Source organism: Streptomyces sp. NPDC003284, assembly GCF_053589675.1.
In genome coordinates this window covers 1-20,453 of the sequence record NZ_JBSFSI010000031.1, presented here as the reverse complement: position 1 = coordinate 20,453, position 20,453 = coordinate 1, and the positions used below count along the sequence as shown (strand labels likewise).

The following is a 20,453-nucleotide window of genomic DNA, read 5'->3' as shown; positions in this document are numbered from 1 at the left end:
GCTCAGGCTGGACGGACGTTGTGGTTGAGGCGGAACATGTTCTCCGGGTCGTAGTGGCGCTTGACCGCCGCCAGCCGGTCGTGGCGCTCGGCGCCGAACAGCGCCCGCATGTCCGTCCGCGCGCGGGCCGCGTCCGGGGACAGGAAGTTCATGATGTTCCGCTCGTCGGCCCAGGGCGCCATCGCCTCGGCGTACGCCGTGAGCCGCCCGCGGACCGGGCCGGCCTCGGGCAGCGGGGCGACGCCGAAGGCGAACGTGACGAACGGGACGCCGCGCGAGGGCACCGAGTTGGGCACCGGCGGCTCCCGGTCCAGGGCACCGCCCAGGACCCGGATCTCCACCGCGGCGAGCGGACAGCCGGAGTCCGGGCCGGTGAACGCGGTCAGCGCGGGGAACATGCCGCCGGACAGCTCCCGCAGCCCCACGGTCGTCTCGGACACGTGGGACGGCCGCACCGGGTCCCGGTGGATCTCACCCACCTGCTCGTACGGCCGCTCGGCGAGGGTGTCGAGGAGGACGGGCGCGGCGGCCCGCAGCGGGGCGGCCAGGGCCGCGCCCTCGGCGGCCGGACCGAGGTGGCCCACCCGGACGTGCAGGACGAACGCGCCGCGCAGCGGGGGCGGCAGCTGGGGAAGGTCCGGGAGCTGCTGGACGGCGACGGACGTCGTGGTGCGCTCGTCGAGCCCCGCCTGCCAGGTCCGCCACACGTCGAGCACCCCGGCGGCGTCCGCGCCGGAGAACCACAGCCCGCCGCCGAAGAAGCGGGTCACGGGGAAGACACCGAACTCCATGCGGGTCACCACGCCGAAGTTGCCCTTGCAGCCCAGCAGCGCCCAGAACAGGCCGGGTTCGGACTCCGGGGTGACCTCGCGGCGGGCGCCGTCCGCGGTGACGACCTCCATCCGCCGGACATGGTCGGCGGCGTATCCGTGGGTCCGGCTCAGCAGCGGGCCGATCCCGCCGCCCAGCGTGTAGCCGGTCACCCCGACCCGCGGCGCCGAACCGCAGGCGGGCGCGAGACCGTGCCGCGCGGTCTCGGGAAGGACGTCGTCCCAGCGGGCGCCGGGGCCCACGGTGACCGTGCGGTGCCCGGGGTCCACGACGACGTCGTTCATGCGGCGCAGGGTGATGAGCAGCCAGTCGCCGTCCTCGGGAACAACCATCTGGTGCCCGGCGTTGCGCACCGCGACGGGCAGCCGGTGCCGGGCCGCGAACCGCACGGCGGCGGCCACGTCGTCGGCGGAGGTGGCGCCGACGACGACCGAGGGCCGCGAGGTGCGCAGCAGGTTGTGGCCGGTGCACTCCGCCGCGTGGTCCGGGTCGTCCGGGGTGAGCACCGGTCCCTCGACGGCGGCGCGCAGGGAGGCGAGGCCGGAGGAGGGGATCTGTCTGGTCGCTGCTGTGCCCATGTGTTTCCTCGTGCGAGATCTCGTGCGAGATATGGTCGTGGGCGGAAACACCCACCTTTCCCCCGTCCCGGAAACGTGTCGGCGCGGCGCCGGGTTCACCGGATGTCCGACACATGGTGTGTCGCACCTCACGTGAACTTTCGGCCATCTTGCACACGTTGGCCTGTTGTAGACGCGCAGGTGTCCGCGCGGAGATGACCGGCCGGTCCGGTGCCAACGTGCCGCGGACCGGCGGAACAGCGCAAGCAGCGAAAGAAGCTGAGGCACGATGAACGACGGCAAGACGGTGTGGCTCCCGTACCGGCCGGAACGGGTCCGCGGCCTGCCGGACGGACTCACCTATCGCCACTGGGACGGCTCGGCCGACCTGCCCGGTGACCCGCGCGAGGTCCACTTCCTCGTCGGTCCGCCGGCGACCGGCTCGGAACGTGTCTTCGCCCGGCTGCTGCCCGTGGCGGCCAACGTGGAGGCCGTGCAGCTCCTCAGCTCGGGATACGAGCACATGGTGCCGCTGCTGGACCTGCTGGCGCCGGGTGCGCGGCTGGCCACCGCGCGGGGTGTGCACCGCGAGGCCACCGCGGAACTGGCCGTCACCCTGCTGCTGGCCCTCGCCCGCGGTCTGGACGACTACGCGCGCGGCCCGGTGCGGGGCCGGACGGGCGCGGGCGGGCCGCGCACCGGTGTCACCCTGGTCGGCAAGCGGGTCGTGGTGGTCGGCTACGGTGCCGTGGGCGCGTCCGTGGCGGCGCTGCTCGGCGCGTTCCGCTGCGAGGTCGTCCTCGTCGCCCGGACGGGGCGCACCACCCCGGCGGGCCGGGTGCACGGCGCGGCGGAACTGCCCTCGCTGCTGCCCACGGCGGACGCGGTGGTGCTGTGCGCCCCGCTGACCGAAGGCACCCGGGGCATGTTCGGCGCGGCGGAGCTGGCGCTGCTGAAGGACGGCGCGTTCCTGGTGAATGTGGCCCGGGGCGAACTCCTGGACACCGCCGCCGCGGTCCGCGAGGTGCGCGCCGGACGGCTGCGTGTCGCCCTCGATGTGACCGACCCCGAGCCGCTGCCCGCGGGGCATCCGCTGCGGGACCTGCCGGGCGCGCTGATCACCCCGCATGTGGGGGCCTTCACCGACGCGTTCCCCCGGATGACCGTGGACTTCCTGCGCCGTCAGCTGCACCGGTACGCGCGCGGTGCGGAACTGGAGAACGTCGTCCACACGGCAGCGTACGGAACACGGCCCGTGGACGGCCACGGCACGGACGGGCACGGCACGGACGAGCACAGCATGGACGAGCACGGGACGGGTGAGCGGGTTGCCTAGGCGGGGCACGGCGGACGCCGGGGGCGGATACCTGAGGATCGTCGGACCGTACGCCGGTCCGGTGCGGGTGCTCGGTTTCTACGAGCGGGACGGGCACTCGGACGCCTCGGCGGCCTGGGAGTCGTTCACCTCGGTCTGGAACTGGGCCGCGCCGCTGGTCACCGCGCTGCCCCGGGAACCGTCCGGCGCCGGTCCGCTCGTGCGGGGCGTCGCGGGCGGCTTCTCCGTGTCGGGGCAGTGGCGGCTGCCCGGAGGGGCGCAGCCCGGCCCGTGGCTGGCGCTGCGGCTGACCGCACACCCGCGCGGGAGCGGGGAGGGCTTCGGGGTGAGCGATCCGGACGTGTTCGTGGTGGCGTCGAAGGTACTGCCCGCATCGCCGGGAGGCGGGGACGCGGAGCGGGCCGGGGCGGTCTTCCGGCTCGTGGACGAGTATGTGCCGGGCGGGTTCGCCACCAGTTCCGCGGGCACACCGCTGGGGGCCGGGGACGCGGTGTTCGTGTGGGCGGCGGTGGCGGGCATGGCGTTCGGCGCCGCCCGGCGGCTGACCGACGCCCTGGCCGGGCTGGAGGCACCCGGCGCGTTCGTGACGCCCGCCGCCGCGGCGGCCGAGCTGGCCGCCGCCCTGCACGACGAGCGGCTGAGCCTGGCCGCCCGGCTGCACGGCGTCTCCCGGGCGGAACCCAGGGAGCGGGCGGCCGCGACGGCGGTGCTCGCCGAGCAGGTCCGGCGGGCGTCCCGGCTGGTCCACCAGGTGGTCTCGGCGGCGTACGAGTACGGTCTGTCCGCCCGGGGGAGCGCGGCCGAGGACCCCCTGATTTCCCTGGTGGACGACAGCACCCCGATACTGCAGTACATGCGGTACGCGGTGGACCTGCTGCCGCCCGACGAGAGGACCCCCACGGTGGAGGGCGATACACGGTGACGACCGTCGCATATCAGGGTGAGCGCGGCTCCAACTCGGCGACCGCGGCCCGCGCGCTGTTCCCGGACGGCGACGAGCTGCCGTGCACGGGCTTCGAGCAGGCGCTGGACGCGGTCTCGCTGGGCACGGCCGACGTGGCGGTGATCCCGGTCGACAACTCGGCGGCGGGCCGGGTGGCGGACGTCCACCACCTGCTGCCGGAGTCGGGTCTGTTCATCGTCGGCGAGTACTTCCTCGCCATCCGGTTCGACCTGATGGGCGTCCCGGGTGCCACCCTCGACCAGGTGGAGTGCGTCCGCAGCCATGTGCACGCGCTCGGCCAGTGCCGCAAGCTGCTGCGCGAGGGCGGCTGGCGCACCCTGGTCAGCGACGACACGGCGGGCTCGGCGCGTGAGGTGGCCGAGCTGGGCGACGCGCGGCACGCGGCGCTCGCCCCGCCCGCCGCCGCCGGTCTGTACGGCCTCGACGTGCTGCGCGCCGGGGTCGAGGACGACCCGGACAACACCACGCGGTTCGTGGTGCTCTCCCGGGAGCCGGGCCCCTGGCCGGGCACCGACGGACCCACGGTGACCAGCCTGTTCTTCTGCGTACGCAATATCCCGAGCGCCCTCTACAAGGCGCTCGGCGGATTCGCCAGCAGCGGGGTGAACCTCACCAAGATCGAGAGCTACCAGATGGGCGCCGGGCTCAACCCGAGCCGCTTCTACGTCGAGATCGAGGGCCACCCCGACGAGTCACGCGTCGCGCTCGCCCTCCAGGAGCTGCGCTTCTTCTCCTCCGAGGTGCGCATTCTCGGCGTCTACCCGTCCCACCCCCACCGGCGCGGGGAGCGGCCCGCCTGAGCGGGCCCGCAGGCCGGCGGGGGTGCGGCGGGACCGGGCTCAGCGGCGCGGCGCCGGGTAGGCCCGCGGCAGCGGCATCCCGCGCTCGGCCAGGAGGGCGCGGACGCGGTCGGGGTAGTCGGTGATGATCCCGTCGACCCCCAGGTCCATCAGCGCCGCGAGCGTCGCCGGGTCGTCGCAGGTCCAGGGGATCACCTTCAGCCCGCGCCGGTGCGCCTCGGCCACCATCCGCGCGTCGGGGTAGAAGCGGAAGTCCGGGTCGGCGACCGTACCGCTCTGCGGGAAGCCGTAGTTGGGGGAGAGGGCGGTGAGGCCGGGGACGGCAGCGACGGCGGCCCGCACGAAGTCGCCGTCGTAGTCGTCGGCGTCGATCCCGCCGAGCCAGGGTGACGCGCCCGGCTTCCCCACCTCAAGGAAGTCGTGGTTGGTCAGCGCCACCAGCGGGTACGAGGGCGCCAGCCGGTGCATCGTCCTCAGGGCGCCCCAGTCGAACGACTGGATGGTGACCTGCCGTTCGATGCCCGAGCGGTGGATCTCCTCGTACACCCGGCGCACGAACAGCTCGCGCGGCGCCGTCTGTTCGGGCGAGCCGGCCTCCACCTTCGTCTCGATGTTCAGCTTGACCTGGCGGGCCCGGTAGCGCTTGACCAGGTCGAGGACGTCCTTCAGCTCCACCATCCGGAAGCCCTTGATCTGCTCCTGCTCGGGGAAGCCGGGGAGTTGCCGGTAGCCGCAGTCCATCGTCTTGATCTGAGCCAGCGTCAGATCCTTGATGTACTTGCCGACATACGGGTACATCGGGTCGCCCGGCGTCACGGGACGGGTGTCCGCGCACTTCTGGGCGCTGATCTGCCGGTCGTGGTTGACGACGACCTTGTGGTCCCGGGTGATCTGCGTGTCCAGTTCCAGGGTGCTCACCCCGAGGCGCAGCGCCTTGGCGAACCCTTGCAGGGACTCCTCGGTGGTCAGACCGAGGCCGCCGCGGTGGGCCTGGAGATCGAAGTGCTTCTGCCGGGGCGGCTGCGGCGGGCCGGGGTGATGGTGAGCGGCGGGGTGATGGTGAGCGGCGGGGGCCGCGGCGGACGCCTGCGCGCTCGCCGGGAGGGCGAGCGCGAGCGCGGGCAGGGCGGTGAGGACGGCCAGGGCACGCCGGAGGGACATGGGAACCTCGTCGGGGTCTGGGGCGGGGCGCGGGGACCCAGTGAGGTTAGGCCGCGGTTCCGGACGGCACGAGGACCGTTCGTGAGGGTGGGGTGAACGGGGCCGGAACGGGGGCGTCCGGCCCGGCCTGTTCGGTCTGTTCAGCCTGTTCGGTCTGTTCGGTCTGTTCGGCCTGTTCGGCCTGTTTGGTCTCTTCGGTGTCTTCGGCCCGTTCGGTCTATTCGGCCTCGTGGGCGGGAGCCGGATCGTGGCGCGCGGCGTGCGCGGCCTGCGCCGCCTGCGTGGCCTTGGGGGCGTACCTGAGGACACGGAGCACATTGGCCGGATGCAGCAGCCGTCCGGGGGGCTCGATGAGGTTGGCGACCCGCAGGAACGTGGCGGCGAGACCGGGATCGACCGACGCCGCGGCGCGGTAGCGTTCGAGATACTTGTTGATCAGCTTGTCGCCCGGCGGCCGCTTGCCCTCCACCTGGGGGAATCGCAGGTCGCCGCCGGTGGCCAGGGCCCACGGGGTGTCGACGAGCTTGGCGGCGGCGCGGAAGAAGCGTCCGGGGAGCTGTGCGGTCCCCTCCGACAGCAGGCGGCGCAGCAGGACGCCCTCCATGGCCGCGACGGTCATGCCCTGTCCGTAGGCGGGGTTGAAGCTGCACAGGGCGTCACCCATGACCACGAAGCCCTCGGGGTGGTGCTTGAGCTTCTCGTAGTGCTTGCGCACCCCGGCGGGGAACCGCATCCTGGCCGGCTCGTCCAGGGGTGTCGCGGACTCGATGACAGCGGCCACCTCGGGACTGGCCAGCGATCTCGCGTACTCCAGCATGCCGGCGTCGTCCGTCGGGGGCTCCTCGCCGAACATGCCGGCCAGCAGCAGCGCGTACCGGTCGCCCTCCTCGGGCATGACGACACCCATCCGGGGCAGCGCCGGGGACGGGACGACCGAAACGCCCAGCCGCCGTCCGCCCAGGAGCTCCGGCCGCTTCGCGTAGTGGCGTGTGACGTACACCAGGTCGATGCGCACGGTGGACTCCTCGGGCTGCGGATGTCCCATGCCGCTCAGCCACACACCGGCGCGTGATCCCCGCCCGGAGGCGTCCACGACGAGGTCCGCGGACAGAACCGTCTCCTGCGCGTCGGCGCGGCGCTCGGTGACCCGGACGCCCGCGACCCGGTCCGGTCCGTCCGCCGCGAGGCCGACCACCTCGATGTCGTCCGTGATCCTCACACCGGGCAAGGCCGCCACCCGGTTCCGCAGCACGCTCTCGATCAGCGGCCGGCTGGCTCCGTAGCCCGGTATGTCGGACGGGGCCGTACGCAGCCGGAAGCCGTCCAGGAACCAGTGGTGGTCCACCTGGCCGTCCCCCAGCGCGCCGCCGGCCGCGACCAACTCGTCCTGGAAGCCCGGGAACAGCTCCTCCAGCGCCGACGCGCCACCGCCGAGCAGTCCGTGCACCTGTCTGCTCTGCGGCACTCCCCGCCGGGGGCCGGGCTCGGCGGGGAGCGTGTCCCGGTCGATGACGGTGATCCGGGCGAACGTGCTTGCCAGCGCCTGCGCGGCCACGAGCCCGGCGATGCCCGCCCCGACGACGACTGCATGCCCGTTCGAAGGAGCTGAGGCGCTCCGTAGGGTCTGATCGGTCACAGCACACACACCTTGCCTGGCGACACATCCATCGCCTTGTACGGGGACGAGCGCGGACCCGGAGGTGCCTTCGTACGCTCGCCTCGGATGATTCGGGTCCCGGCGGTCCCGCCCGCCGACGCACGGGGCGGGCGGGACCTTCCGGTTCCGGCTCTCCCGGGGAAAGGGGCCGGAACGGAGGGCGGCCCCGTGAGCGGGACGTACGGGGGCCGCCTGGCTCTACCGGCAGGGTGACGAGGACCGCTGCCGAGTGGGCGGGACCCTGACGCCGTCGCCTGGGCGTCAGGGCCTCACACCGGGAACAACGGAGCGGCGGGGCGCGGGGTTCACCGGGTTCGCCGGGTTCTCGGGGTTCTCAGGGAGTTCACGGGAGGAAGGGGGCCGCTGAAGGGCCGTATCCGGACATCGCGGCACTCTCCGCCCAGGACCACATCAGGGCGGGATCGGGCCATCCTCCGCCGGTCGCGTCGGCGTCGGCGGCGGTGGCCGCCGGGCCTGCGGGTGCGGGGGCCGCGGCTGCCGTGCGGGCGGCGTGAACGGCCTTGCGACGCTTACCGGTTCGCCCTCGGGCGACCACTGCGGAGGACATGGCGACTCCCTGTTTCGAGGGGGGGGAGGGGGTGATCGGTGGCGGGGTGGTTCTTGTTCGTCAGGCGGTGGTGGCGTTGAGGGTGACGGGGATGTTGCCGCGGGTGGCCTTGGAGTAGGGGCAGATCTGGTGGGCGGCGTGGGCGAGTTCCTGTGCGGTGGTCTGGTCGACTCCGCCGAGGACGGGGTGGAGGGTGGCGGAGAGGGAGAACTCGCCGTCGTCGCCGTGGGTGAGGGTGATCTCGGCGGTGATGGCGGTGCTGGTGAGGCGGATGTGGCGGGTGGCGGCGGCGCGGCGCAGGGCGCCGAGGAAGCAGGCGGCCCAGCCGGCGGCGAAGAGCTGTTCGGGGTTGGTGGCGCCGCCCGCGCCGCCCAGTTCCTTCGGGATGGCCAGGGTGTGCTCCAGGAGGCCGTCCTCGGAGCGGGCGGTGCCGCCGTTGCGGCCCTCGCCGGTGACGGCGACACGGGCGGTGTAGGTGACGGGTGCCATGACGGTTCTCCCTGTGTGTGCGGGTGGGTGTTCGGGGGTGGGCCTCCTTCCCTGGCGACTCGGACTCTCTCGTCACCCGTTCAGGCGGTGATGTAAGAATGGCGGATGCGTGCGTCACTAGTCAAGCGGGTGACGTAGATATGTGTCTGCCGACCGGGGGCGAACTCTCCTCCCGGGCACCTCGTAGAGTTCCGGCATGACGCATCGCAAGGGCCTCGTCCTCGACTTCGGCGGCGTGCTGACCACGCCGCTCTTTCCCGCAGCCCTCGCCTTCGAGGAGCGCGCGGGGCTGGCCCGGGGCGCTCTGATCAGCGCGCTGTACCTGGATCCCGAGGCGGCGCGGCGCACCCAGGAGCTGGAGCGCGGCACGCTCACACAGGAGGAATGGAACACCGAGGCCGGCCGGGTGCTCGGCATCCCGGGGGACAACCTCATGGGCCGGGTCTTCGCCGATCTGCGCCCCGAGACCCCGGTGCTCGCCGCCGCTGCCGCCGCGCGCCGGGCGGGCGTGAAGGTCGGCATCCTCTCCAACTCGGTGGGCCTGAGCCCCTGGAACCTCTACGAGGGCTACGACCTGGAGCGGGAGTACGACGCCGTGGTGATCTCCGGGCAGCACGGCCTGCGCAAGCCGGAACCGGAGATCTTCGCGCTGATGCTCGATCTGCTGGGCCTGCCCGCGGACGAGTGTGTGTTCGTCGACGACACGGAGGAGTATCTGCCGCCCGCCGCGGCGCTGGGCTTCGCGACCGTGCACGCGCGCGAGCCGCGGGAGACGGTGGCCCGGCTGGAGGCGCTGCTGGGTGTGCCCCTGGGGGAGGCGGGCTGACATGGTGTGAAGCGTGGCCATCCACTTGGACTTGCTGGTCCATTTTTTCCGCCGCATGCTGATGCGGGCCGGACGACCGACACCGTCACCCGACGGGTTCCGGCCGTGGACGGAGGACCATGCAGCAGCGCACACTCGGTGGTCAGGGCCTGACCACCTCGGCCATCGGCTTCGGCGCGATGGGCATTTCGGCCGCCTACGGGCCCGCCGACGAAGAGGGCGGCCTCGCGGCCATCCGGCGCTCCCGTGAACTCGGCGTCACCTTCATCGACACCGCCGAGGTGTACGGCTGGGGGGAGAACGAACGGCTCGTGGGCCGGGCGGTCGCCGGATTCCGCGACGAGGTCGTCATCGCCACCAAGTTCGGCCACACCCGTGACTTCGGCCTGGACAGCCGGCCCGAACACATCCGTACCGTCGTCGACAGCAGTCTGCGTAATCTGGGTGTCGACCACATCGACGTGCTCTACCAGCACCGTGTCGACCCCGCCGTGCCCGTGGAGGAGATGGCGGGCGCCGTGGGCGAGCTGGTCCGTGCGGGCAAGGTCCGCTTCCTGGGACTGAGCGAGGCGGGTCCCGAGACACTGCGCCGGGCGCACGGCGCGCATCCGGTGTCCGTGCTCCAGACCGAGTACTCGCTCTTCGAGCGCGACGTCGAGGCGCTCTTCCCGGTGCTCGCCGAACTCGGCATCGGGCTGGTGCCCTACTCGCCGCTGGGGCGCGGCTTCCTCAGCGCCTCGGTCAGACCGGCGGCGGAGTACGCCGAGGACGACTGGCGCCGCGGCGACCCCCGCTGGCAGCCGGGTGCCTACGAGAAGAACCTCGACGCGGTGCGCGGGCTCACCGCCTTCGCCGCGACGAAGGGGGCCACCGTCGCCCAACTGGCGCTCGCCTGGCTGCTGGCGCAGGGGGAGCACATCGTGCCGATCCCGGGCACCCGCAGCGCCGCACGCGCCGCGGAGAACGCCCGCGCCGCGGAACTCGTCCTGACACCGGACGACCTGGACGCCGTACGTGCCGTCCTGCCGTCCGGCGGCCACGGTGCCCGCTACCGGGCCGAGCACATGCCCACCTGGATCTGAGGGCCCAGATTTTTGGACTTGCAGGTCCAATCTATTCATCGCACACTAGCTGGACCACGTAGTCCAGAGAAGTAGACCGGAGAAAGAGGCATCACCATGTCCGTCGACCACGACACCTTCGTCCGCGAGTTCGTCACGGCGTTCAACACCAAGGACGCCGACCGTCTCGCGCCCTATCTGCACCCCGAGGTCGTCTTCCACAGCTACGGCGACGACGAGGTGCACGGCCGGGACGCCGTGCTCCAGGTGTGGAAGAACGTCTTCGGCGCCTTCGAGCGGGTCGAGTTCGACACCGTCCACCAGGCCGTCAACGGAGACGTCGTCATCGCCGAGCAGGTCCACGGCCTGGCTCTGCCCGGCGGCCCGCTCGCCCCGGTGATGAACATGGCCGTCTACGAGATGCGCGACGGTCTGATCGCCGCCTGGCGCGACTACAGCAACCCCGAGTACGGCCGGCGGCTCCTGAGCGGCAAGTGAGGCGGGCCGACGGGAGAAACATATAGTGGTCTCTCCGGGGCGGTCCCCGCGGACCGCCCCGGCCGCACGGCACACATGTCGCGCCGTACCGTCCACGGCACAGAGGAATCACACACATGCGCCTGGGTCTCGCCCTTCCGACCTTCGGTCCGGACGCCCACGCCGAAGGCATCGTCCGTATCAGCCGTACCGCCGAGGAGATGGGGTACGACTCCCTGTGGACCGGCGACCGGGTGCTCGCCCCGCGCTCCCCGAGCGCGCGGTACCCGAGCAAGGACGGGGTGATGCCCCGGATCTACGAGAACCACCTCGACCCGCTGGTCAGCCTGACGCTCGCCGCCGCCCACACCGGCCGGGTCCGCCTCGGCACCAGCACGCTCAACGGCCTGTGGCAGCCGCCGCTGCTGCTGGCCAGGTCGCTCACGACGCTCGACGTCGTCAGCGGCGGCCGCCTGGACGTCGGTCTCGGCCTCGGCTGGATGCCGGACGAGTACACCGGCGTGGGCGTCCCGTGGGCGGGCCGGGGCGCGCGGCTGGACGAGACGCTCGACGTGCTGCACGGATACTGGACCCAGGACGACTTCTCGCACCGGGGCCCGCTCTTCACCATCCCCGAGACCGTCGTCGGGCTCAAGCCGCTCCAGCGTCCCGGACCGCCCGTCCTGCTCGCGGCGTTCACCCCGGCCGGGCTCCGCCGGATCGGCCGGCGGCTGGACGGCTGGCTGCCCGTGGCGCTGCCGCTGCCGCACCTCACCGGTATGTGGGCCACCGTCCTGAAGGCGGCCGAGGAGGCCGGGCGGGACCCGGCGGCGCTGCGCATGGCGCTGCGCGTCAACCCCACCCTGACCGAGCACCGGACCGGCCCGGACGTCATGCCGGGCGCGGGCACCCTCGGCCAGTACGTCGACTACGCGCGCGCCGCCGCACAGGCCGGTGTGCACGAACTCTTCGTCGACTTCGGGCAGACACCCGCCACCCTCGACGAGCGCGTCGACCTGGCCGGCCGCTTCCTCGAAGGCGTGCGCGCGGGCTGAGCCGGAGGCCGTCGCAGGCACGGGTCCGGACCGGCGGCTCAGGACAGCAGCCCGTCCGGGTCCCGCAGCCGCTTCCGGTTGGCCGGGTCGCGCAGCATCTCCCGGACCACGGGCGCCGGGATCCGCACGACGACCGGGACCGGGTGGGTGAACTCCCGGACGGAGACGGCCGGGTGGCCCGGCCGGACCACGCCCTTCACCTCCGCCACCACCCGCACGTCCAGTGTGAACTGCACCAGAGCGGATTCCGCCTTCGGCTTGTGCAGCGGCATCGAACCCGAACCGGCGGCCGTGCCGTCGGCACCGCCGCCGGTGTGCCCGGCACCGGCCAGCAGCCGGTTCAGCCGGACGTCGGTGCCGTTCAGCAGACCCGCGCCGCCCGCGGCACGCGCCGTCTTCGTGTGCTCCACGGTGTGCTGGCCGTCCGCGCCGGTGGGACGGAGGGCGTCCGGGGCACTCTGCGCGACCGTCTCGAAGGTCATCTTGTCACCGGCGCCCAGCACCCGTCCGTCCCGCAGCCGCGCGTGCAGCGAGGTGTGCAGATCGTGCCCGCGCACGTCGAAGGCGGGGGCGACCGGCAGATCCGCGCCGGCCGTCGTGAGCAGCGGCAGGACGGAGGTGAGCCACTCCGTGGACACCGCCTCGTGCTGCGTGTACGCCGCGGCCTCGCCCGTCCTCGTGAAGTGCTCGCCGCCGTGGGCGTCCCGCGCGGCGTCCGCGATCACCTGACGTATCTCCGGCGCGCCGCGGAAGCCGTTGACCTGTGCCTCCATCGGCAGGGTCACACCGCGGCGGTGCCAGGACTCCAGGGCGGCCGGGTCGGCGTCCTGCGGCCGCAGGCGCGCCTGCCCGGTCTGCTCCAGGGGCACCGCGCGTAGCCGGGCCAGCGCCTGGAGGTCCTTCGCCGGGATGCGGTGCACCAGGGACTGCGGGCCGAGGGTGACGGAGCCCACCGGGCCCTCGGGTCCCCGCACTTCGAGCGTCGCCTCGAACGGCACCCGCATCCGGACCGAGCGGCCCGCCGCCTCGGCCACCGTCTTCACCCCGAGCTGTCCGCGCGCGACACTCGCGGACCGCACCGTGTCCGCGGAGCCCGCGCCGAGCCCCACCGCGGCGGCGGCGTTGCGCAACCGGGGCACGCTGTCCCCCGGTTTGCCCGCCCCCGACAGCAGCGCCTCGACGGTGGTGGAGTCGACCGTGTCGCGGGCGGCCGTGCGCTGTGCGGTGGCGGAGGTGATGTACTCCATGTCGCGTCCGTCGTCGGCGTCGGCCTCGTAGACACCCGGACCTGTCCGGCGGACCTGGAACACCGCCCAGTAGGGGGACTTGCGGTCCCGGAACAGCTCGACGGCCGTACCGCCGTCCATCGCGGACGACAGCAGCCCTGCGGCTCCGTCCCGGTCCAGTACCCGCAGCAGCCGCTGGACGTTGTCGTGCGGGTCCGCCAACTGTCGCCGGGGAAGCAGGGTTTCGGCGAGGTTCTGGTCACGGCGGCCCAGGTCCGCGCGCAGCCGCTCGAGCAGGGGGACGAAGTCGGGCAGATCCTCGATCATGCCCAGCCCGAGGGGCAGTTCGCGGGCCAGCTCGGGCATCGGGGGTTCTGTCTGTGCTTGTGCTGGTGGCTGGGGTGCAGGGCGTTCCGGGCCATCCGGGGAGGCGGACGGTCCCGCGGTCGGCGGGGCGGACGGCTCGGGCGGCGCCCCCGGCGGACGCAGCCCCGCCGCCCGCAGCTGCTCGGTGGTCAGCCACACGGCGGCGGCGCCCGGCAGTGTCAGCTCTCCCGTGGCGACGTGCGGGCCGCCCAGCCCGGCCTCCGCCTCGGCCACCATGCGCACCAGCAGATCACACCGGACGAGGTGGAGCGGACGGCTGCGCGGTGTGTGGGCGTTGCGCTCCACCGTGCCGCCGAGTGTGGTGGCGGTCGCGGTGCCCCGGCTGCGCCCGCGCGCCACCGACAGACCCGTGCCCAGCCGCCACCCGGCCGGGTTGTACGCGCCTGACAGACTGCCCTGCACGGCCGTGCTCACGCCGTGGCCCTCCTGCCCGGTGGCCTGGTGGCCGCCGAGGTGCAGCGTCTCGGTCCCGGCTCCCGTGCCCTCCGCCACGACTTCCGGGTTGGCGAGGGTCATCCGTGTGCCGACGGCGCCGCGCAGCCCGGCGAGCCGGCGCGGATGACGCAGATCGCGCACCACCCAGCCCGAGGAGACCGCCTGGCGCAGCCCCGCCGTGAGGGAACGCGTGCTCAGGCCCTCCTCGACCGCCAGCCGCGGCGCCAGGCCCTCGGCCTCCAGCGCGCGGTCCGTCCGTCCAGGCCGGTCACCCCCGGCCGCCCGAGCCAGCAGGTCGAAGGCGAGTTCCCGGATCTGTCGGCCGTCGCCGACCGTCTCCACCAGAGTCCAGTCCCGGACGGTCCGGACGGCCGGGCCGGTCCCTTCCGGCTCCGGCGCCAGGCCAGACAGATCCCCGATGCCGCGCGCGGCGAACTCCCGGGTCCCGGTCCTGGCCCCGGAGCCGGTGGCCGGGAGCCGTGCGGCCAGCCGGTCCATCGCGGCCCCGTCCACGGTCAGCGCCCTCGGGGTGAGCAGCCGCACCCGCTGCTCGCCCAGGAACAACTGCGGGGTGTGCGCGGAGGACGCGATGTGTTCGGCGACCGGTGTGTGCCGACCGGGGGCGCCGGGGGTGAGGGCGCGCTTGGCGGTCCGCTCCCGCGTGGTCATCGTGACCTCCACGTGCAGGCGTAGGGCACCCCCGAAGACGGCGGCGGTCTCGTCGCCGTTGGTCAGCACGTCGGACCGGGTGACCGGGCCGCCCTGGCTGCGCCGGGCACTGTGCCGGACGCGCTCGCCGCGCACGGACGCCGACAGCGCGCCGGGCAGCAGCCGGAACTGACCGAGCGCCAGCGCACCGAACGAGCGCGCGCCCGAACGCCCGCTCTGCACCGAGCCCGCGACACCCGAGTGACTGCGCACCAGCCAGTCCTTGGTCTCGCCCAGGTATCCGGTCTCCCGCAGGGTGCCCGTCACCCGGATCTGCACATCCTGCTTGTGCCAGCGGCTCTTGTGGCGCAACCGGACGTTGATGCCGGAGGACAGCAACTGGTCCTTGTGGGAGCGCAGATGAGTCTCGGACAGCAGAGTGACCAGTTCCCGGTAGTTGCGCCGCCGCTCCTGCGCGTCCTCGGCGCTCACCTTCCTGCCCCGTGCACCCGCCTGCGCGCCGGACGTGCCGAACTCCGGGAGCCAGCCCGCCAGCCGGGGATCAGCGGCGAACAGCCGCTCGATGCCGGACAGCAGGGGCCGGGTGTCCAGCTGGCTGATCGCCACGCTCGCGCCCGCCGGACCGAACGGCAGATGGCGCCGGGTGTCGTCGAGACCGGGTGCGCTGACGGCGGGGCCCGGCTCCACTCCGGCGGGAAGGGCGAGGCCGAGCGAGTGGGCCTCGTCGGCCCGCAGTCCCAGCCACAGGTCCATGGTGTGCTCCGCGCTCCGCGCCCCCGGGCCGGTCTTCGCGGCGGGCGGCAGCGGACCGGTCCCCTCGACGCTGAACCGCACCCGGGCCAGGTACAGCGCCTTGTCACCGCGCACCTCGGCGCCCTGGCGGCTCGACACCGTCCGCTCGCTCACGGTGTAGCGGGAGGTCCGCGCCGAGACGGTCGGCATCACCGTCGCCCGTACCGCGGCCGTGCCGCCGAGCACCCCGAAGCCCGCCGCCGGACCCGCCCCGAACATCGCGGCCCGCCCCTTGCCCGCCGTCCCGGTGACGGCGTGCTGGGACTGCTGGTGGGTACGCAACTGGGTCCTGCCGACCGACCAGGCGGGGGCCAGGCCGGTCAGCTCGGCACGCATCCGGTAGGTGCCCGCGACGCTCCCGTCCTTCGAGGCCAGGTCCTCGCCCACCACCCAGCCGTTCAGCAGCCGGGGCAGGTCCTCCAGCAGGGTGGCCGCGGACATGGCCTCGTGCAGCCGGTCCCGCCCCGGCGCGCCAGGCACGGTCAGCGCTGGGTGCAGCACGGACCGTACGGTGTCGAACAGTTCGCGCCCTCCCGGACGCGAGGCCGCCGGGTCGTCCAGGGCGAACGGTGCGAGCGAATCGGCGAGCCGCAGTCGGTTCGCCGACGGCCCGGAGAGCGGGCGCAGCCCTGCCGGCACCTCGTTCGTGACGGGCACCAGGTGCTCGGTCGGCACCCGCATCACCAGGGTGCCGTCGCCGCCGAACGTCCGGGCCTGCTCGCCCTGCCGCCCGATCCGCACGATGTACCGCACCTGGCGCGGGACCTCGACCGACCCCTTGTCGCTGCGCAGCACCCGCGGTTCGGAGACCGTCCGCTGTGCCCGGAGCTCCGCCGTCGTCTGGAACGGCTGTACGTTCGCCGTCACGGCCCCGCCGAGCCAGACACCTGGCACCACCGGCGCAAGGCCGAACGCCGTGAGACCGCCGCCTACGCCCGACGAGTCGCCCGCGCTGTGGCTCACCGCCGCAGAGGTGGTGTGCTGGACGTCGATCTTCGTGCTCGCGCCCTGGTCCAGCCGCGCCGTCTGGTCCTGCTGCCGGGCGTCCCCGGCCGCCGGGGTGCCGTCCTGCTCGGGCGGTTCCTCAGCAAGTTCCCTCCCCTTGCCCTTGCCCGTCGTGGCCGCCTCGCGCCTGGCCCAGAACGCGGCGATCTCCCGTTCCTGCCGCGCCGCTACGGCCTGTGCCTTCGCGGCCTCCGGGGAGGCGAAGGACTCGGGCAGGTCCCCGCGGCCCCGCGCGATCGACACGGTGACCTCGTACCAGTCGCCGCCCTCGTGTCCCGCGACGGTGAAGGAACGCCCCTCGCCGTAGAAGGTCTCCGGGCGACCCGCCAGATCAGCGACGATCTCGGCGACCGTCCCGTCGGAACGGCCGGTCGTCGTGCTCAGGGCGGTGGACACGAATTCGTGTCCGGTGAGGTTGTACGCAGTGGAGAGGCCGGGAGCGCGCAACTCCCGCAGATACGGGGGCAGTCCGAGAGGGGTGTGCCGCGCGGAGACGGCCGCCGGGTGCCGCTCCGGCTGCCCGGGGCGTGGGCGCGGCTCGTGCGGTGCCGGGCCGTCGGGGCGTACGGTCCTGACGGCTGCGTGGTCTTCTCCCGCGCCCACGTCTGTGTCCGGGGGTGTTCTGTGCGGGCCGGTGCCGGTGCCGGTGCTGGTGGCGGAAGCCTCGGGTGCGGTCTCGTCCGTCTCGTGGAGGGTGGGCAGGCGGTGCGCCAGGGTGTTCCGTACGGCCGCCGTGACCGGCTCCGCGCCGCGCAGGGCGGCCTCCACACGGGCACGCAGACTCGTCGGCTCCTCCGCACCTGGTGGGGGCGCCTGGACGGACGGTCCTGGACGGGCGGAAGGCCCCGGTCCGGATCGCCCGGCGGCGGCTTCCGCCGCACGGCCCGGAACGAATACGGATACGGATCCGTCACCGGACACGGTGGGCAGCCGCCCGGGGAGGAGGCGCCCGGGACCCGGGTGGCCGGGATGCGGACGGCCGGGTTCGGGTGCGAGCGCGGCCGGTCCGGTCCGCGCGCCGCCCGCCACGGGCTCCCCGGCGCCGGGCGGCGTACCCGCGCCGACCGTGGCGGCCGGGTGCACGTCGGGGTTGAGCGGCGGGTTCGGTTCAAGGGGCGCGGCCAGCGGGACACCGGCACCGGGCCGTGGCGCCACGCCCATGACGGACGGCGGATCCAGCAGGGCGACCGCCGCGGCCGCCGTTCCCGGGACCGGAGCGCGCCCGGCCACAGCGGCACCGCCCGCCGAGACGGTGGAGCCGGCCGAGAGGAGGGGCCGGGTCGGCGCGGCGGTCCCGTCAGCCTCCGTTGCCGCCGGGCCGATCCCGTTGACGTGCCCGGGTGCAGGTGCGTGCCGGACGGAGCCGAACAGCTTCCCCAGATCGTGGGCCGCGCCCTTCATCCAGTGGGCGACCGGGGCGGCCACCTGGTGCCCGGCGGTACTCACGAGGAGTCCTGCCGCGCCCGCGGCCGTGGTGAACCCCGACGTGCTGAACTTGCCGGTCAGCCAGACGTTGAACACGCCCTCGGAGAGGTTCTGGTGCGCCGCGTTCAGCGGCGTCTCGAACAGGAGCAACAGCACGCGGGTGGCTGCCGCGCCGGGCAGAGCCCGCGCCACGCCCTCCGACAACTGGGTCCGCAGCGGGGCGAACCCCGCGGGCAGCGGGCGTACCGCTTCGCCCAGCGCCTCGGCCAGGGCTGAACGACCGCTGCGGGAGGGCCGGCCGGCGTGGGCGAGGAAGGCGTCTGCCCAGGCGCCTCCCGCGCCCCGTGCCGCCGCCGGTCCGATGTGCTCGGCGAAGGCCTTGCCGAAGAGGGACTCCGTCCGGAGCCGGAAGAGGTCGCGGGCCGCGCTGTCGACCACGCCGGAACGGAGGGAGAGCGCCATCGGCGCCGCCGCGGCGGCCAGCTTCCCGGCGAACCACCCGTCGAGCGCGGAGGCCCAGGGGGCGAGCAGGGCGTCGCCGGCTGCGCGCGTGGCGCCCCCGTCCGCCGTACGGACCGGGGGCACGGGGGTGGGACGGTGCAGTCCGGCCTGGACCGCCTTCTCCAGCGCCTTGGCCGCGGCGGGGACCGAGATCTTCGTCAGCACCTTGGAGATGCCCGCCGTCGCGAAGGGCAGCGCGGTGCCGATCGCGCCCTGGATGGCGCCGAACACCACCGACTGGCGGTGGTAGGCGGCGCCCTGCATGGTGTGCTTGCCCTGGGTGGCGAGGGCCCACCGGGTCAGTCCGTCCAGCGCGGTGGAGAGGGCGACGTTGACACCCACCATGACCACGGCCTCCAGCGCCAGCCGCCGCAGCTCCTTGAGCAGCAGCACCTTGAAGGTCGCCCGCAGGGCCGCCTGTTCGGTGAGCGCCTCGACCGGGTTGAAGATCATCAGCACCAGCGTGACCGCCCACTCGGCCAGGAAGAGGACCACCTGCCCGGCGATGTTGATGAGTGTGTAGGCCAGCTGGTAAGCGAACTCGGCACCCGCGTCGGCGAGTTGCGCCGCAGTCTCCTTCAGCGCCTGGATGTGGTCCGCGCCGTCGCCGGAGGCGAGCGTCGACATGGCCCGCACGTACTCCTGCGGCATGTCCCCGCTCGCTCCGGCCGCGGTCCCGGCCGTCACATCGGCCAGGGCGCGCTGGAGACCGTCGAGGAATTGCACCAGTTCCAGGTGCGGGACCACCACCTCCCGGTACATGCGCTCCGGCGAACCCAGCGGCACGGACGTGCCCGTCAGAGCGATCACGACCGGGTTGTACCAGGGTTCCTCGGCCACCGGGCGTCTCCCGCCTTCCGTCCCGGCGGACGAGTCTGCGCGGGACGGATGAGCGGCCGGTGACGCTTCGACACCGGTCGGGAGCCGATTCCGGAAACTATGTGTCGGACAGTGTGCGGGGAATGTTCGCCCGCAGACATGTTTGAACAGCGGAGAGTGCGGTCACTTCAGCCCGAGGGCCCGGGGTCTGCTGCACGATGCTGTTGCCCGCCCGGTCGCGGGCCGCGGTGCGCAGGCCGGTGAACCGGGCGGTGCGTGGGTCGAGCTGGACCAGGCGCAGTTGGGCCATGGCGTCCCATGGAAACACCTGTCGCGGAACGCCCCGAGGAACATGCACTGGGTGCGGGCATGCGCAGAAGACCGCCGTACTAAGGTGTGACCGCGAAACACCCCCCATGTGTGCAGGAGGCGTAGGTCGGTCATGGCGCAGCAGGACACCGATCAGCAGCAGACGGGCGTGCTCCCCATCGACGACGAGGGCTATGTCGTGGACACGGAGGACTGCGAGGCGCGTGAGGCGGCCTGGCGTGAGCGGGGCACCTCGCGGCCGATCACGGTCGTCGGCAATCCGGTGCTGCACAAGGAGTGCGCGGACGTCACCGACTTCGGCCCGGAACTGGAGCAGCTGGTCGCGGACATGTTCGCCAGCCAGCGCACCGCGTCGGGTGTGGGCCTGGCCGCCAACCAGATCGGCGTCGCTCTGAAGGTCTTCGTCTACGACTGCCCCGAGGTGAAGGGCGGCCCCCGGCACGTGGGTGTGGTCTGCAACCCGCGGCTGGTCGAGCGGCCCGCGGCCGAGCGCAGGCTGGCCGAGGGCAAGGAGGGCTGCCTGTCCGTGCCGACGGCCTTCGCCGAACTCGCCCGCCCCGACTACGCCGAGGTCACCGGGCAGGACGTGCGCGGCAACCCGGTCCGGGTGCGCGGCCGGGACTTCTTCGCCCGCTGCCTCCAGCACGAGACCGACCACCTCTACGGCCGTCTCTACCTCGACCGGCTCTCCGCCCGGGACCGCAAGGACGCGCTGCGGCAGATGGCCGAGGGCGAGCCGCGCTACCCGGTGGCCGAGCACGGCTGACCGGACCGGCGCCTTGAGCACCCGGACGGCTTCCCGCCAGGGTGCTCAGGGGGCCGCGTGTGGTCAGGGCGCCGACGGCTGGGGCTGCCGGGCTCCCGTGCCGTGGAGGAAGGTGTCCACGACGACGTCGGCGGCCTGGGCCGCGCTGAGGTGGGGCAGTTGCCCGGCCACGAGGTGCATCAGCTGCGGCAGGAGGACGCTCGCCCAGCCTTCGGGCTGGTCGGGGCGGAGGAGTCCTTCGTCGGTGGCGCGGCGCAGGAAGGTGTCGACTTCCTGGACGGAGCGGTCGCGGCGGGTGCGTACGGCGTCGTCGGTG

General features: G+C 73.5%; 13 protein-coding genes and 1 pseudogene. 8 read left to right on the top strand and 6 right to left on the bottom strand.

Annotated elements, in window-relative coordinates:
* Positions 1-2 precede the first annotated feature (2 nt).
* Complete coding sequence (locus tag ACWDYF_RS35665) at positions 3-1,409, bottom strand: FAD-dependent oxidoreductase (RefSeq protein WP_389471066.1); 1,407 nt, start codon at positions 1,407-1,409, stop codon at positions 3-5.
* 268 nt (positions 1,410-1,677) lie between these two features.
* Between ACWDYF_RS35665 and ACWDYF_RS35660 the strand changes: the two genes are divergently transcribed.
* From ACWDYF_RS35660 to ACWDYF_RS35650, 3 genes are all read left to right on the top strand, one after another.
* Entirely contained in the window at positions 1,678-2,724 is a 1,047-nt protein-coding gene (locus tag ACWDYF_RS35660; protein WP_389471071.1) for an NAD(P)-dependent oxidoreductase, read from the top strand.
* Between the two features lie 61 nt (positions 2,725-2,785).
* Positions 2,786-3,646: a hypothetical protein gene (locus ACWDYF_RS35655; protein WP_389471076.1), complete on the top strand. Its 861-nt coding sequence runs from the start codon at positions 2,786-2,788 to the stop codon at positions 3,644-3,646.
* Positions 3,643-4,488: a prephenate dehydratase gene (locus ACWDYF_RS35650; protein WP_018570095.1), complete on the top strand. Its 846-nt coding sequence runs from the start codon at positions 3,643-3,645 to the stop codon at positions 4,486-4,488. The genes ACWDYF_RS35655 and ACWDYF_RS35650 overlap by 4 nt, the downstream gene beginning before the upstream one ends.
* A 39-nt stretch (positions 4,489-4,527) precedes the next feature.
* Here the strand turns inward: ACWDYF_RS35650 and ACWDYF_RS35645 are convergent, their stop codons facing one another.
* The 3 genes from ACWDYF_RS35645 to ACWDYF_RS35635 form a co-directional block, all read right to left on the bottom strand.
* Positions 4,528-5,649 carry a glycerophosphodiester phosphodiesterase family protein gene (locus ACWDYF_RS35645; RefSeq protein ID WP_389471079.1) on the bottom strand — a complete coding sequence of 374 codons (1,122 nt, stop codon included), beginning with the start codon at positions 5,647-5,649 and terminating at the stop codon, positions 4,528-4,530.
* A 217-nt stretch (positions 5,650-5,866) separates the two neighbouring features.
* Positions 5,867-7,285: an FAD-dependent oxidoreductase gene (locus ACWDYF_RS35640; protein ID WP_389471081.1), complete on the bottom strand. Its 1,419-nt coding sequence runs from the start codon at positions 7,283-7,285 to the stop codon at positions 5,867-5,869.
* 649 nt (positions 7,286-7,934) lie between these two features.
* Entirely contained in the window at positions 7,935-8,363 is a 429-nt protein-coding gene (locus ACWDYF_RS35635; RefSeq protein ID WP_381741787.1) for an organic hydroperoxide resistance protein, read from the bottom strand.
* Between the two features lie 196 nt (positions 8,364-8,559).
* Between ACWDYF_RS35635 and ACWDYF_RS35630 the strand changes: the two genes are divergently transcribed.
* The 4 genes from ACWDYF_RS35630 (at position 8,560) to ACWDYF_RS35615 (ending at position 11,782) form a co-directional block, all read left to right on the top strand.
* Positions 8,560-9,189 (top strand): HAD family hydrolase, encoded by a 630-nt coding sequence (locus ACWDYF_RS35630; RefSeq protein ID WP_389471085.1) that lies wholly within the window; start codon positions 8,560-8,562, stop codon positions 9,187-9,189.
* 119 nt (positions 9,190-9,308) lie between these two features.
* Positions 9,309-10,271, top strand: a complete 963-nt coding sequence (locus ACWDYF_RS35625) for an aldo/keto reductase (protein WP_389471088.1) — start codon at positions 9,309-9,311, stop codon at positions 10,269-10,271.
* 96 nt (positions 10,272-10,367) lie between these two features.
* Entirely contained in the window at positions 10,368-10,748 is a 381-nt protein-coding gene (locus ACWDYF_RS35620) for a nuclear transport factor 2 family protein (RefSeq protein ID WP_381741781.1), read from the top strand.
* Between the two features lie 116 nt (positions 10,749-10,864).
* A complete protein-coding gene (locus tag ACWDYF_RS35615; protein WP_389471091.1) occupies positions 10,865-11,782 on the top strand; it encodes a TIGR03619 family F420-dependent LLM class oxidoreductase in 918 nt (305 codons plus the stop codon).
* A gap of 38 nt (positions 11,783-11,820) precedes the next feature.
* Here the strand turns inward: ACWDYF_RS35615 and ACWDYF_RS35610 are convergent, their stop codons facing one another.
* Positions 11,821-19,062 (bottom strand): hypothetical protein, encoded by a 7,242-nt coding sequence (locus ACWDYF_RS35610; protein ID WP_389471095.1) that lies wholly within the window; start codon positions 19,060-19,062, stop codon positions 11,821-11,823.
* 421 nt (positions 19,063-19,483) lie between these two features.
* Here ACWDYF_RS35610 and def point away from each other — a divergent pair, with 421 nt between their 5' ends.
* Positions 19,484-20,137, top strand: a complete 654-nt coding sequence (gene def / locus ACWDYF_RS35605; RefSeq protein ID WP_389471098.1) for a peptide deformylase — start codon at positions 19,484-19,486, stop codon at positions 20,135-20,137.
* 63 nt (positions 20,138-20,200) lie between these two features.
* Here the strand turns inward: def and ACWDYF_RS35600 are convergent.
* Positions 20,201-20,453: pseudogene (locus tag ACWDYF_RS35600) on the bottom strand (TetR family transcriptional regulator); the annotation flags it as partial.